This is a genomic window from Streptomyces sp. NPDC051822 (genome assembly GCF_044452745.1).
Taxonomy (GTDB): domain Bacteria; phylum Actinomycetota; class Actinomycetes; order Streptomycetales; family Streptomycetaceae; genus Streptomyces.
The window spans coordinates 44,391-57,073 of record NZ_JBITBZ010000011.1 but is presented as its reverse complement, the minus strand read 5'-3'; the positions used below and the strand labels follow the sequence as shown (position 1 = coordinate 57,073).

Sequence of the window (12,683 nt, the reverse complement as noted above, 5' to 3'; positions counted from 1 at the left end):
CGATACAGGCGCGGCACGGCCAGGCCCGGGTGTGAAGGGGAGGCCCGCACACGACTGTTGCACAGCCCGGGACGGGCCGTAAGGGATTTGGCAACACTCGATCCGGTGGTGCTTCTGGCATATGCCAAAGGCCCAGCGATGAGCGGCCGGGGCACGACGCGTTACGGTGCCGGTGTGGTGAACGAGGACGGAATCGGCACGGTGGGCACACGCACGGCGGTCACGGGCGGGGCGGGTACGAGAACGGGGACGGGACCGGCGGGAACAGGGCGAACAGCAGTAACGGGCGCGACGTACGAGGCGGTTGAGGCACCGAATACGGGCCTGACGGATAGCCGGCCGGGCGTCGCGGGCACGGGTGTGAGGGGCGTGATGGGTGTGACGGATGTGGGGCACGTGAGGGGTGCGACGAGTGCGGCGGGCGTAACGGGTCTGCCGACAGCGGGTGTTGCCGCTGTGGCCGTCCCCGGAGCGTCGGCAGCCGGTCCTGCACCCGTCGCCGGGCCCGCCACGACCGGTACCGCTGCTGCCCGTACCGGCGCCACCGCTGTCGCCACCACCACCGGCACCGCCGTTCTGCTCGCGGCGGCGCCCGCCGGGCGGGGGCGCGTCATGGACGCCGCCTCCGTACTGCCGGCTCTCGCCGCCGTACCCCCCGGGGTCCTCACCGGCACCACCACCGCGACGGTCGTCGAACTCGCCGACCCGCTCGATCCGCAGACCGTGCTCACCCGGCTGCGCGCCGCGGCGGCGAGTCCCGGCCCGATGGTCCTCTGCCTCGCCGGTCAGCTCCATCTCGACCGCCGCCAGGGACTGCCCCACCTGGCGCTCGCCCGCACCACCCCGGCGACCCTCCGCTACACGGCACTGCCCTGGCACTGGCTCGCCGGCGAACTCGGAGTACGGCCCCCCGGCACCACGACGGTCGTCGCGGACCTCGCGGCGGACCCCGCCGTGTGGGAGCGCCTCGCCACCACACCCGACCTGCTGCACCTGGGGCCCGGGTCCCTCCTCTACGGCCGGGTGACCCCCGCCCCCCGCCGGGGCGAACCGATGATCCCCGCCTATCTGCGGTCCTGGGCGGAACTCTGGCGCTCCGGCGCCCGCCTCCCGTACGCCACGCTCCACGCGGAGTCCGCGGCCCACGCGGCCGCGACCGCACCGGAGGCGCGTCTCCTCGCGCCCGCCCCGGCCCACGCGCCGGCCGCGGACCAGGATCCGCACCCGGCCATCCTCGCCGCGGCCATGGCCGGACGGCACGGGGAGGCGGCGGCCGTCGCCGCCGCCTGGGAGCGCGAGGCGCTGCGCCGCCACGGGCCCCGGTCCGTGGAGGCCGTCCACTGGACGGAGGTACTGGCCGACCTCGCCCGCCTCGCCGGGGAACCCGCCCGCAGCTGCGAACTGTGGCTCACGGCCGCCGAGTCCCGGCTCGCGCTGGGGCTGCCGACGGACGACCCCGACGTCGAGGGAGCCGTGGACCGGGCCCACCACCAGTGGCAACTGATCGGCGACCCGCAGCGGGCCCGGGCCCTCGGTCCCGCACTCATCGCCCTGCGGCGCCGGGTACCGGGCCGCAGGCCCGGAGCACTGGCCGCCCTGACGCGACGCATGGCCGACTGAGCACGGCCGCCGACGGGCCCGGCGGCGTTCACCGTCGCGCGTGTGGACCGCCGCGAGGAAGCGCTCGGACCGCGCCTCAGCCGAGACCGCGATGGGCGGCCCACAGCGCCCCGGCACGGTCGGCGGCTTCGGCGACCAGGGCCGCCAGTTCGGGTTCGTCGGGGACGGGGAACGAGACGTACGCGCCCCGGCCGCCACCCACCGGCCGGCCGTAGGCCTTGACGGCGAGGTGACCGTCCGGGAGGAGCCGGATGTTGAGTGTGGTGAGGGTGAAGTCGTCACCGCGTCGCGTGTCCGTCCACCGGAGCGCCTCCGGGATCGTGACATTGATCGCCAGAGCGCTCACATCCAGGTCGCTGCTCATCGCCGGATGATCTCACGCGCGCCACCCGGACGACAGGCCCTGGCGAACGACAGGCCCTGGCGCCGACGGTCTTCAGCCAATGACACGCCCTAGCCGGGGAGGACGACCCGGATGCCGAACTCGTAGGTGCCCGTCGCCGTCGCGATCCCCATGAACAGCAGGGCGAAGTGCTCCTGGCCCCGGGCCGTGGCGATGCCGCCCAGGTCGAGCAGCGCGTCGTCGGACCAGCCGAGGTCGGCGACCAGGCCGCGTACCGTCTTCTTCGCCGCCGCGTCCTCGCCCGAGAGGAACACCGTGCCGGGGCCCTCAAGGGAATCCGGCGCGACCATCACCTTGCGGTCGATCGTGCAGAGCGTCTTCACCACCCGCGCGTCGGGGAACGCCTCCTGGATCTCCTCGCCCAGGCTGACGAGCGGATGCGAGAGCGATCCGTCCTCCAGGAAGCCGACGCCGACGTCGAGGATGATCTTCCCGGCGAGCGCGGGGGCCCCGATCGTGCGGAGCAGGGCCACGGAGGCCGTGCCGGGCGTGGCGTTCACCAGCACCTCGGCGTGCGCGGCGGCGCCCGCCGAGCCGTCGATCCGTACTCCCTCCGCGGTGAGCTCCCGAAGCCTCGTCCGCAGCTCCTCGTCGTCGGGCCGCCGCGAGCCGATGACCACGTCGTGGCCAGCCCGCGCCCACGCCGACGCGAGTGCCTGTCCTACATGTCCTGTGCCGAGAATTCCGATTCGCATGACGCTCATCGTGGCCGTCCGGGTGCCCACTCCGCCTCGGCCCCGGAACCGAACCCGCGTCGGCCGATGGATCTAGGACCGGCGAGGGGTACGGAGCAACGCTCTCGACCGCGCCCCGGCCCGGTGGGCGGGGCGCGGCCTGAGATGATCGGCGGCGTGGCCATCCCCCCGCACCCCGCCCCGGTTCCGAACCCGGCCCCGGTTCCGAACCCGGCCCCGGTTCCGGCCCCGGCCCCGGTTCCGGCCCCGGTTCCGGTCCCGGAACCAGTCGTCTCCGTCGGGTCGCTCACCACCGGGCGTCTGCGCCTGCGGCCCGTACGGGACTCCGACCTGGACGCCGTGACCCGGCTGTGGACCGACCCCGACGTACGGCGCCACCTCGGCGGCCCCGTCATCGAGTCCGTCGTCCGTATCCGGCGCAGCCGGATCGTCGGGGCGCCCGGCGTCCACGCCGTGGTCCGGGCGGCGGACGGCGTCGTGCTCGGCCTGGTCACGGTGGAGCCGGGCGCACGGGACGGGGAGACGGAACTGTCGTACCAGTTCCTGCCCGAGCACTGGGGGAGGGGCTACGCGCGGGAGGCGGTCGGCGCCGTCCTCGCGCGGACCCTGGAAAACGCGCCGAGCGTCGTCGCGGTCACCCAGGAGGAGAACCACCGCTCCCGCCGGCTCCTGGAGGCCGTCGGCCTGGAGTACGCCGAGTCCTTCGTGGAGTGGGACGCCCACCAGGTGCTCTACCGGCGCCGCCGGGCCTGAGGCGCACGCCTCCCGACCGGTGGCGCCCCGCCTGCGCCGCGGGTGCGTCAGCGAGGTGTCCTGCCCGCCCGCAGCGCCGCCAGCGCCCGTTCGAGGCGGGCCGTCCTGGTCTTCGCCGTGCGGGCCTGCAGCAGGCCGAGGATCACCAGGTAGCGGTCGGTCTTCCCGAGGGCCTCGAAGGCCCCGGCGGCCTGCGGATCCGCCGCCAGGGCCGCCGTGAGGTCGTCCGGCACGGTCGCGTCCTTCTGCGAGGGGTACGCGGCCTCCCACCGCCCGTCGGCCCGCGCCGCCCGCACCTCCGCGAGGCCCGGCTCGCGCATCCGGCCGGCGGCGGTGAGGGCCTCGACCTGCCGGACGTTGACCTGGGACCAGAGGCTGCGCGGCCGGCGCGGGGTGATCTTCTGGAGGTAGGACCGCTCGTCGAGGGCCTTCCGCTTGCCGGTGATCCAGCCGTAGATCAGCGTGCCGTCCAGGATCTCGTCGGCGTTCGGCGAGGCGAGGTCCGAGCCCTTGCGGGCGAGCAGCAGCCAGATGCCGGGGGTGTCCCCGTGGTGCCGCTCCAGCCAGGCCTCCAGCTCCTTCCCGTCGGCGAACGCCATGACCGCGAGCCCCTCGACCGTCTCCACCCGGAGATCCCCCTCGTCCCAGCCGCCGACACCCCCGGCGACTCCGGCGGGCGTTCTGGCATGAACAAGATATTGACAGCGGCCTGAAGCCGGTCGTAACTTGCGTGCAACACCGTACTAACGCGCGTTACTAAAGCGCGTAACCACAGTCGAACCAGCCGAGGGAGGGCCGTCATGGCGACCGACAGGGGCCGCAGCGCCCGCAGTGTCACCATGAGCGACGTCGCCCGCCGGGCGGGCGTCTCGCGCACGGCCGTCTCCTTCGTCCTCAACGACCGCCCGGGCGCGGCCATCCCCGACGAGACCCGGGGGCGCATCCTGGCCGCGATCGACGAGCTCGGCTACCGGCCCAACGCGGGGGCCCGCGCCCTCGCCGCCCAGCGCAGCGAGTGGTACGGACTGATCACCGAGATCGTCACCGCGCCCTTCGCCGTCGACGTCATCAAGGGCGCCCAGGACCGTGCCTGGCTCGACCGCAAGTTCCTGCTGATCGCCGCGAGCGAGGGCGACCGGGACCAGGAGGCCGCCGCCCTCGACAAACTCCTCGAACAGCGGGTCGAGGGACTGCTCTACGCCACGACCTGGCACCGTGCGGTCACCCTCCCCAAGGCCGCCCGCGAAGTCCCCACCGTCCTCGTCAACTGCTACGACGCCGAGGGCGAACTGCCCTCCGTCGTCCCCGACGAGGTCACCGGCGGCCACCGCGCCGCCCGCCACCTCGTCCAGGCGGGCCACGAGCGCATCGGCTTCATCAACCTCGACCCCGACATCCCCGCCGCCCTCGGCCGGCGCGAGGGGTACGAGCGGGCGCTGCGCGAGGCCGGAATCCCCCTGGACACGTCGCTGGTCGTCTCCGGCCACGCGACCGCCGACGGCGGCTACTCGGCCGCCTGCGAACTGCTCGACCGCGCCGACCGGCCGACCGCGCTCTTCTGCGGCAACGACCGGATGGCGATGGGCGCGTACGACGCCATCAAGGAACGTGGGCTGCGGATCCCGGACGACGTGGCCGTGGTGGGCTACGACAACCAGGAACTCATCGCCGCCTATCTGCGGCCCAAGCTGACCACGCTCGCCCTGCCGTTCGAGGCGATGGGCGCCAAGGGCGTGGACATGCTGGCCGCTCTCGCAGCGGGGCAGCCGCTCGACACCCTCAGGGTGACGGTCGACTGCCCGCTGCTCGAACGCTCGTCGGTCTGACCGCGAATCAGCTCCGTCGAGTCATCTCGTCCCGTCTTCGTCAGGTGTGTTGAAGAGAGGAAAGAGCCACCATTATGACACCCTCCCCTTCCCGTGGCCGAGCCCCACGGCGGCTCCGGCCCGCCCTCGTGGCGGGCGCCGTGTCCGCCGCCCTGCTCCTGACCGGCTGCTCCGGCGGCGCGGGAGCGGCCGGAGCCGGGGACACCTCCGGCGACCAGCTGCTCACCGTGCCCCGTGAGGACATGGGCACCTTCACGCGGAACTTCAACCCGTTCTCCCCGAAGGCCGCGCCCATGACCAAGGAGGCGGTCTACGAGCCGCTCATGGTCCACAACCCGGCCGACGGCAAGGACACGCCCTGGCTCGCCACCGCGTGGGCCCAGGCCCCCGACGGGAAGTCCGTCACCTTCACCCTCCGCGAGGGCGTGAAGTGGTCCGACGGTCAGCCCTTCGGCGCTGCCGACGTCGTCCACACCTTCGAGCTGCACAAGAAGCTCCTGGGCGGCTACGAGTACCTGCGCGAGGTCACCGCCGACACCCCGCAGAAGGTCACCTTCCACTTCACCAAGCCGTTCTCGCCGTCCCTCTACGAGATCGGCGGGCACTACATCGTGCCGAAGCACATCTGGTCGAAGATCGCCGACCCGGCCAGGGACACCAACGCCACGCCCGTCGGCACCGGCCCGTACACCCAGGTCGCACACTTCCAGAGCCAGTCGTACGAGCTCCGCAGGAACCCCTCGTACTGGCAGCCGGCGAAGCAGCGGATCGCGGGCATACGCATGCTCGCCTTCTCCGGCAACGACAGCGCCAACCTCGCCTTCACCAACGGCGAGGCCGACTGGACCCAGGCGTTCGTCCCCGACATCCAGAAGTCGTTCGTGGCGAAGAACCCGAAGACGAACCACTACTGGTTCCCCACCACGGGCGCCATGATCAACTGGCAGCTGAACACCGCCAAGGCACCCTTCGACGACCCGGCCCTGCGCAAGGCGCTCAGCCGGGCCGTCGACCGCGAGAAGATCGCCGATGTCGCCATGAACGGCTACAGCACCCCCGCCGACTGCACCGGTCTCTCGAACGCCTACGACACCTGGCGCGACAAGGCGGTCGCCGCCTCCTGCGACTGGACCACCCACGACACCGAAGCCGCCGCCGAGGCCCTCGACGCCGCCGGCTACGCACTCGGCGCCGACGGCAGGCGCACCCAGAAGAACGGCAGGCCGCTCACCCTCGACATCTCCGTCGGCTCGGCCTCCTCCGACTGGATCTCGGTCGCCAACATCATCAAGCAGAACCTCGCCGAGGTCGGCGTCACCGCCACCGTGAAGTCCCCGGACTGGTCGGCCGTCGTCTCCTCGTACGAGACGGGCACCTTCGACAGCGGCATCGTGTGGAGCAACAACGGCGCCACACCGTACGAGTTCTACCGCGGCGCCATGGCCACCACCATGGTCAAGCCCGTCGGCACCAAGGCCACCGAGAACTACCACCGCTACGGCGACCCGAAGGCCGACAAGCTCATCGACGCCCTCGCCGCCACCAGCGACCCGAAGGTCCAGCGGGCCAGGGCGAGCGAACTCCAGAAGCTGTTCGCCGCCGCCGCCCCCGTCGTCCCCCTCTTCCCCGGACCCGAGTGGGGCGCGTACACCGACGCCCGGTTCACCGGCTGGCCGACGAAGGACAACCCGTACGCGACCCTGTCCAACCGGTCCGTCACGACTGTCCTGGTGCTCACCTCCCTCCAGCCCGTCAAGGGCTAGGGCGCGCCTAGCCGATCAGGCCGGGCTCGCGGCGTCTGGTGCCGCTCCCTGATCCGGCCTGACCGACAAGACACCCCCTAGTCCCCCCACAAGGCGGCCCTCCGGCCCGCGCGAGGGCCGCCCCCGTACCCCGACAGGGAGAAGTGCAGTGCGTCTCGTCCTGCGCAACCTGGGGTTCTACCTGATCGCCTTCTGGGCCTCCGTCACCCTCAATTTCCTGCTGCCGCGCTTCATGCCGGGGGACCCCGTCTCCCGCATGTTCGCCCAGGCCCAGGGGACGATGCAGCCCGATCAGATCGCCCAGTTGCAGAAACTCTTCGGTCTCGACGACCGCCCGCTGTGGCGCCAGTACGTCGACTACCTCCACAGCGTCGCCACCGGCGACCTCGGCATCTCCATCTCACGCTTCCCGACCCCCGTCTCCGAGGTCATCGGCTCCCAGATCGGCTGGACCCTCCTCCTCGGTCTCACCGCCCTGGTCGTCGCCGCCCTCGTCGGCAACCTCCTCGGCGTCCTCGCCGCCTGGCGGCGGGGCGGGATCCTCGACTCCGCGCTCCCGCCGCTGCTGATCTTCGTCGGCTCGTTCCCGTACTTCTGGCTGGCCATGGGCGCCCTCTACCTCTTCGGCGTCACCCTCGGCTGGTTCCCGCTCCGGCACGCGTACGACGTCGGCCTCGAACCCGGCTTCGACGCCGTGTTCCTCGGCAACGTCGCCACCCACCTCGTCCTGCCCGCCCTCACCATCGTGCTCGTCTCCATCGGCGGCTGGATGCTCGGCATGAGGAACACGATGATCGCCACCGCCGCCGAGGACTACATCACCATGGCCGAGGCGAAGGGGCTCAGCCCCGCCCGGATCATGTTCCGGTACGCCGCCCGCAACGCCCTGCTGCCGTCCGTCACCAACTTCGGCATGGCCCTCGGCTTCATGGTCGGCGGCGCCCTCCTCACCGAGGTCGTCTTCGCCTACCCCGGCATCGGCTACCAGCTCCTCGCCTCCGTCCAGGCCCTCGACTACCCGCTGATGCAGGGCATCTTCCTCACCATCACCGCGGCCGTCCTGCTCGCCAACTTCGTCGTCGACCTCATCCACGTCCGGCTCGACCCGCGCGTCCGCGTCCGCTGAGGAGGGACCACCGACATGCCCGTCCTCGACACCCCGGACACCGCCACCGCCGTGTCCCACGACCCGCCCACCCGCCCCCCGGGCGCCTCGCGCCCGGCCCGCCAGGGCCTCGGCCGCCGGCTGCTCGCCGACCGCAAGGCCCGCGCCGGGCTCCTGCTGCTCGCCGCCTTCGCCCTGGTCGGCCTGCTCGCCCCGGTCCTCGCCCCCGGCGACCCGTCCCTCATCACCGGCCTCGGCGCCACCCCGCCCTCCGCCGACCACTGGCTCGGCACCACCGCCAAGGGGCAGGACGTCCTCGCCCTCACCCTCTGGGGCACCCGCAGCTCGCTGCTCGTCGGCTTCACCGTCGGCATCGCCGCCACCCTGGTCGCCCTGCTCGTCGGCCTCGCCTCCGCCTATCTCGGCAAGCTCGTCGACGACCTGCTGACCCTCGTCACCAACGTCTTCCTGCTGCTGCCGGGACTGCCGCTGCTCGTGATCCTGGCCGCGTTCCTGCCGCCGGGCACCACCACCGTCGTGCTCGTCCTCACCATCACCGGCTGGGCCGGCTCCGCCCGCGTCCTGCGCGCCCAGGCCGCCTCGATCCGCGGCAAGGACTTCGTCGCCGCCGCCGTGGTCACGGGCGAGCGGCCCCTGCGGATCATGTTCCGGGAGATCCTGCCGAACATGGCGTCCGTGGTGATGACCACCCTGCTCGGCTGCGTCATCTTCGGCATCGGAGCCCAGGCCGGCCTGGAGTTCCTCGGCCTCGGCGACGCCTCCGTCGTCAGCTGGGGCACCAACCTCTACTGGGCCGGCAACGACGGCGCCCTGCTGACCGGCGCCTGGTGGGCGTTCGTCCCCTCCGGCCTGGCCATCGCCCTCGTCGCCTTCGCGCTCGCCCTGGTCAACTACGCGGTCGACGAGATCACCAACCCGCGGCTCCGGTCCCGGCGAAGGAGGAAGAGTTGAGTACCGGAAGCACCAGCCCCGTCCTCGACGTACGCGGACTGCGGGTCGAGTACCGCGGCGACGGCCGCAGTGTCGTCGGCGCCGACGACGTGTCGTTCACCATCGGCGCCGGAGAGATCTTCGGACTCGCCGGCGAGTCCGGCTGCGGCAAGTCGACCGTCGCCAACGCCGTCATGCGACTCCTCAAGCCACCGGCCGAGATCACCGCGGGCTCGGTCACCTTCGGGGACCGGGACGTGCTCGCCATGGACGCCCGCGAACTCCGCGCCTTCCGCTGGCGCGAGATCGCGATGGTCTTCCAGTCCGCGATGAACTCCCTCAACCCCGTCCTCACCGTCGGCGAACAGATCGGCGACATCCTCACCACCCACGAGAAGCTGCGGAAGCGAGCCGCCCGCGAACGCGCCGCGGAACTCCTCGCCCTCGTCGGCATCGCCCCCGACCGGCTGAAGGCCTACCCGCACCAGCTCTCCGGCGGCATGCGCCAGCGCGTCGTCATCGCCATGGCCGTCGCCCTGAAACCGACCCTGCTCATCATGGACGAGCCGACGACCGCGCTCGACGTCGTCGTCCAGCAGGAGATCATGGCCCAGATCCGCGAACTCCAGCGCGCACTCGGCTTCTCCGTCCTCTTCATCACCCACGACATGTCCCTGATGGTCGAACTCTCCGACCGCATGGGCGTGATGTACGGCGGACGCCTCGTCGAGGTCGCCGGCGCGGAGGAACTGTTCGCACGGCCCCTCCACCCGTACACCGAGGCCCTGATGAACGCCTTCCCGCCGCTGACCGGGCCCCGCAGGGAACTCACCGGCCTCTTCGACGCCCCGCGCACCGCCGACAGCTGCGGCTTCCACGCCCACTGCCCCGACGACCGCCGCGACTGCTCCACGCACATCCCCGACCTGCGCGAGATCACCCCCGGCCGGTGGGCCGCCCTCACCCCCGCCGGAGGCACCACCCCATGACACTCCTCCAGATCAGGAACCTCACCAAGGACTTCCCCGTCGGCTCCGTCTTCTCCCGGCGCCGCGTCCGGGCCGTCAACGGCGTCGACCTCGACCTCGACCCTGGCCGCGTCACCGCCCTCGTCGGTGAGTCGGGCAGCGGCAAGTCCACCCTCGCCCGCTGCCTCGCCCGCCTCGAACGCCCCACCTCCGGGCAGATCCTCCTCGACGGCGAGGACGTCCTGCGCGCCGAACGCCGCCGCGCCTCCCGTACGTACCGGAGCACGGTCCAGATGGTGTTCCAGGACCCCTTCGGCTCCCTCAACCCCGTCCACCGCATCGACCACTTCCTCGTCCGCGCCCTCCTCCTGCACGGCCACCCCGCCGACCGGGACCGGCTCGCCGCCCTCATGGACGAGGTCGGCCTCACCGCCGACATGCTCGACGCGTACCCGCACGAGCTCTCCGGCGGACAGCGGCAGCGCGTCGCCGTCGCACGCGCCCTCGCCGTCGGACCGAGCGTCCTCCTCGCCGACGAGCCGACCTCCATGCTCGACGTGTCCGTCCGGGTCGGCGTGCTCAACCTGCTGCGCAGGCTCCGCGACGAACGCGGCCTCTCCATGCTGTACATCACCCACGACCTGGGCTCGGCCCGCTACCTCGCCGACACCACCGCCGTGATGTTCGCGGGCCAACTCGTCGAGGGCGGCGACTCGCTCGCCGTCATGGACGCCCCCGCCCACCCCTACACCCGGCTGCTGCTCTCCGCCGTCCCCGACCCCGCCCGGCGCACCGGCTACGACAAGGCCGAACGGGCCAGGCTGCGCGCCGCCGTCCTCGCGCCCGACTCCTGCCCGTACGACGACGGCACCTGCAGCTCCACCACCCCCGTACGCCACACCGTGGGCGAGGACGCCGGCCGGCCGCACTGGGTGCGCTGCCACCTGTACGCGCCCGCCCACGACATCGCCCACCGCGTGCTCCAGAGCGCGGACTCACCGGAAGCCGAGACCACCGCCGCATGACCCACGAACTGATCGCCGCCCCCCTCACGGGGGAAGACCTCGCCGAGCGCGCCTTCCGCGACCCGCACCGGCCCCGCTTCCACTTCACCTCGCCCGGCGGCTGGCTCAACGACCCCAACGGGCTCAGCCACTGGAACGGCGTCTACCACCTCTTCTACCAGTACAACCCGCTCGCCCCTGCCCACCACCGCATCCACTGGGGCCACGCCACCAGCACCGACCTCGTCACCTGGACCGACGAACCCGTCGCCCTGGTCCCCGGCACCACGGGACCCGACCGCGACGGCTGCTGGTCAGGCGTCCTCGTCGACGACGGGGGAGTGCCCACCCTCGTCTACTCCGGCCGGCACGGCGAGCGCGAACTGCCCTGCGTCGCCACCGGCAGCCCCGACCTGCGCCACTGGACGAAGGACCCCGGCAACCCGGTGATCCCCGCGCCGCCCACCGGCGTCGACGTCACCGCGTACCGCGACCACTGCGTCTGGCGCGAAGGCCCCGTCTGGCGCCAGCTCGTCGGCGCCGGCGTCCGGGGCCGGGGCGGCACCGCCTTCCTGTACGAGTCCGAGGACCTGCGCCACTGGCGGTACATCGGCCCGCTCCTCACCGGCGACGCGGCCCACGGCACCCCGGCCGACCCCTACTGGACCGGCACCATGTGGGAGTGCGTCGACCTCTTCCGCGTCGGCGACGCCGACGTGCTCGCCTTCTCCGCCTGGGACGAGGGCGCGACGCTCCACCCGCTGTACTGGACGGGCCGCTACACCGGGGACCGCTTCGAACCGACCGCCCTGCACCGCCTCGACTACGGCCGCGACTACTTCTACGCCCCGCAGTCGACCCAGGACGCGCACGGCCGCCGAATCATGTTCGGCTGGCTCCAGGAGGGCCGGGGCGAGGAGGCCACCGCCCGGGCCGGGTGGTCCGGGGTCATGTCCCTGCCGCGCCTCGTGACCCTGGGCGCCGACGGCGCGCTCGTCCAGACCCCCGTGCCCGAACTGGAGAGGCTGCGCCGCGACCACGTGGCCGTCGGCCCCTTCGAGGCGGGCGCCGACAGCCCCCTCGACGCGATCCGGGGCGACCAGCTCGACCTGGAGGCGACGCTCCGGCTCGCACCGGGCGCCGCGGTACGCCTCGCCGTCCGGGAGACCCCCGACGGCGCCGAACGGACCGTCGTCGAGATCAGCCGCGACACCGCCGGCCCCTCGGGCGCCCTCCGCCTCCACCGCGAGGAAAGCAGCCTCGACCCGGACGTCGACACCACACCCCGCCACGGTGAGCTGACCTTCGCCGCGGACGGCACGGTCGAACTCCGCGTCCTCGTGGACCACTCCGCACTGGAGATCTTCGCCAACGGGCGCGCCCTGACCGCCCGCGTCTACCCGACCCGCCCCGACGAGGCGACGGGAGTCTCCCTCACCGCCGCGGGCAGCGCGACCGTCGACCGACTCGACGCCTGGCACATGGCGCTCGTCACGACGGGCCCCCGCCCGCTCTGGCCCTAGGGGGTGTCTTGCCGATCAGGCCGGGCTCGCGGCGTGATCGGCAAGACACCCCCAAGAGCCTGCTTCCCCCGC

General features: G+C 72.7%; 12 protein-coding genes. 9 read left to right on the top strand and 3 right to left on the bottom strand.

What is annotated here, in order from left to right; all coding sequences use genetic code 11:
• Window positions 1-456 precede the first annotated feature (456 nt).
• The gene (locus ACIA8N_RS28625) at window positions 457-1,620 is read left to right on the top strand and encodes a hypothetical protein (protein ID WP_365781397.1); all 1,164 of its coding nucleotides are present in this window, start codon (window positions 457-459) and stop codon (window positions 1,618-1,620) included.
• 76 nt (window positions 1,621-1,696) lie between these two features.
• Here ACIA8N_RS28625 and ACIA8N_RS28620 read toward each other — a convergent pair whose 3' ends face one another.
• Together ACIA8N_RS28620 and ACIA8N_RS28615 are read right to left on the bottom strand one after the other, a co-directional pair.
• Entirely contained in the window at window positions 1,697-1,984 is a 288-nt protein-coding gene (locus ACIA8N_RS28620; RefSeq protein WP_365781399.1) for a hypothetical protein, read from the bottom strand.
• Window positions 1,985-2,073: 89 nt separating this feature from the next.
• Complete coding sequence (locus ACIA8N_RS28615) at window positions 2,074-2,727, bottom strand: NADPH-dependent F420 reductase (protein WP_399416816.1); 654 nt, start codon at window positions 2,725-2,727, stop codon at window positions 2,074-2,076.
• Window positions 2,728-2,874: 147 nt separating this feature from the next.
• Between ACIA8N_RS28615 and ACIA8N_RS28610 the strand changes: the two genes are divergently transcribed.
• A complete protein-coding gene (locus tag ACIA8N_RS28610; protein ID WP_365781403.1) occupies window positions 2,875-3,471 on the top strand; it encodes a GNAT family N-acetyltransferase in 597 nt (198 codons plus the stop codon).
• A gap of 47 nt (window positions 3,472-3,518) precedes the next feature.
• Here the strand turns inward: ACIA8N_RS28610 and ACIA8N_RS28605 are convergent, their stop codons facing one another.
• Window positions 3,519-4,070, bottom strand: coding sequence for a YdeI/OmpD-associated family protein (locus ACIA8N_RS28605; RefSeq protein ID WP_365781435.1), 552 nt, complete (start codon window positions 4,068-4,070; stop codon window positions 3,519-3,521).
• Window positions 4,071-4,271: 201 nt separating this feature from the next.
• Here ACIA8N_RS28605 and ACIA8N_RS28600 point away from each other — a divergent pair, with 201 nt between their 5' ends.
• The 7 genes from ACIA8N_RS28600 to ACIA8N_RS28570 all read left to right on the top strand — a co-directional run bounded on the left by ACIA8N_RS28600 (window position 4,272) and on the right by ACIA8N_RS28570 (window position 12,611).
• Window positions 4,272-5,297 carry a LacI family DNA-binding transcriptional regulator gene (locus ACIA8N_RS28600; protein ID WP_365781405.1) on the top strand — a complete coding sequence of 342 codons (1,026 nt, stop codon included), beginning with the start codon at window positions 4,272-4,274 and terminating at the stop codon, window positions 5,295-5,297.
• Window positions 5,298-5,437: 140 nt separating this feature from the next.
• Window positions 5,438-7,060 carry an ABC transporter substrate-binding protein gene (locus ACIA8N_RS28595; protein WP_399416815.1) on the top strand — a complete coding sequence of 541 codons (1,623 nt, stop codon included), beginning with the start codon at window positions 5,438-5,440 and terminating at the stop codon, window positions 7,058-7,060.
• A gap of 148 nt (window positions 7,061-7,208) precedes the next feature.
• Complete coding sequence (locus tag ACIA8N_RS28590; protein ID WP_365781409.1) at window positions 7,209-8,186, top strand: ABC transporter permease; 978 nt, start codon at window positions 7,209-7,211, stop codon at window positions 8,184-8,186.
• Between the two features lie 15 nt (window positions 8,187-8,201).
• A complete protein-coding gene (locus ACIA8N_RS28585; RefSeq protein ID WP_365781411.1) occupies window positions 8,202-9,137 on the top strand; it encodes an ABC transporter permease in 936 nt (311 codons plus the stop codon).
• Window positions 9,134-10,105, top strand: a complete 972-nt coding sequence (locus tag ACIA8N_RS28580) for an ABC transporter ATP-binding protein (protein WP_365781413.1) — start codon at window positions 9,134-9,136, stop codon at window positions 10,103-10,105. The genes ACIA8N_RS28585 and ACIA8N_RS28580 overlap by 4 nt, the downstream gene beginning before the upstream one ends.
• The gene (locus ACIA8N_RS28575; protein ID WP_365781415.1) at window positions 10,102-11,109 is read left to right on the top strand and encodes an ABC transporter ATP-binding protein; all 1,008 of its coding nucleotides are present in this window, start codon (window positions 10,102-10,104) and stop codon (window positions 11,107-11,109) included. The genes ACIA8N_RS28580 and ACIA8N_RS28575 overlap by 4 nt, the downstream gene beginning before the upstream one ends.
• On the top strand, window positions 11,106-12,611 hold the full coding sequence (locus ACIA8N_RS28570; protein ID WP_365781417.1) for a glycoside hydrolase family 32 protein: 1,506 nt from the start codon (window positions 11,106-11,108) through the stop codon (window positions 12,609-12,611). The genes ACIA8N_RS28575 and ACIA8N_RS28570 overlap by 4 nt, the downstream gene beginning before the upstream one ends.
• Window positions 12,612-12,683: the final 72 nt, after the last annotated feature.

Bases quoted from the DNA above. Each gene is read 5' to 3' on its own strand.
- ACIA8N_RS28575 (WP_365781415.1), top strand. From the start codon at position 10,102: ATGACACTCCTCCAGATCAGGAACCTCACCAAGGACTTCCCCGTCGGC.
- ACIA8N_RS28615 (WP_399416816.1), bottom strand. From the start codon at position 2,727: ATGAGCGTCATGCGAATCGGAATTCTCGGCACAGGACATGTAGGACAG.
- ACIA8N_RS28605 (WP_365781435.1), bottom strand. From the start codon at position 4,070: ATGGCGTTCGCCGACGGGAAGGAGCTGGAGGCCTGGCTGGAGCGGCAC.
- ACIA8N_RS28570 (WP_365781417.1), top strand. From the start codon at position 11,106: ATGACCCACGAACTGATCGCCGCCCCCCTCACGGGGGAAGACCTCGCC.
- ACIA8N_RS28600 (WP_365781405.1), top strand. From the start codon at position 4,272: ATGGCGACCGACAGGGGCCGCAGCGCCCGCAGTGTCACCATGAGCGAC.
- ACIA8N_RS28585 (WP_365781411.1), top strand. From the start codon at position 8,202: ATGCCCGTCCTCGACACCCCGGACACCGCCACCGCCGTGTCCCACGAC.
- ACIA8N_RS28620 (WP_365781399.1), bottom strand. From the start codon at position 1,984: ATGAGCAGCGACCTGGATGTGAGCGCTCTGGCGATCAATGTCACGATC.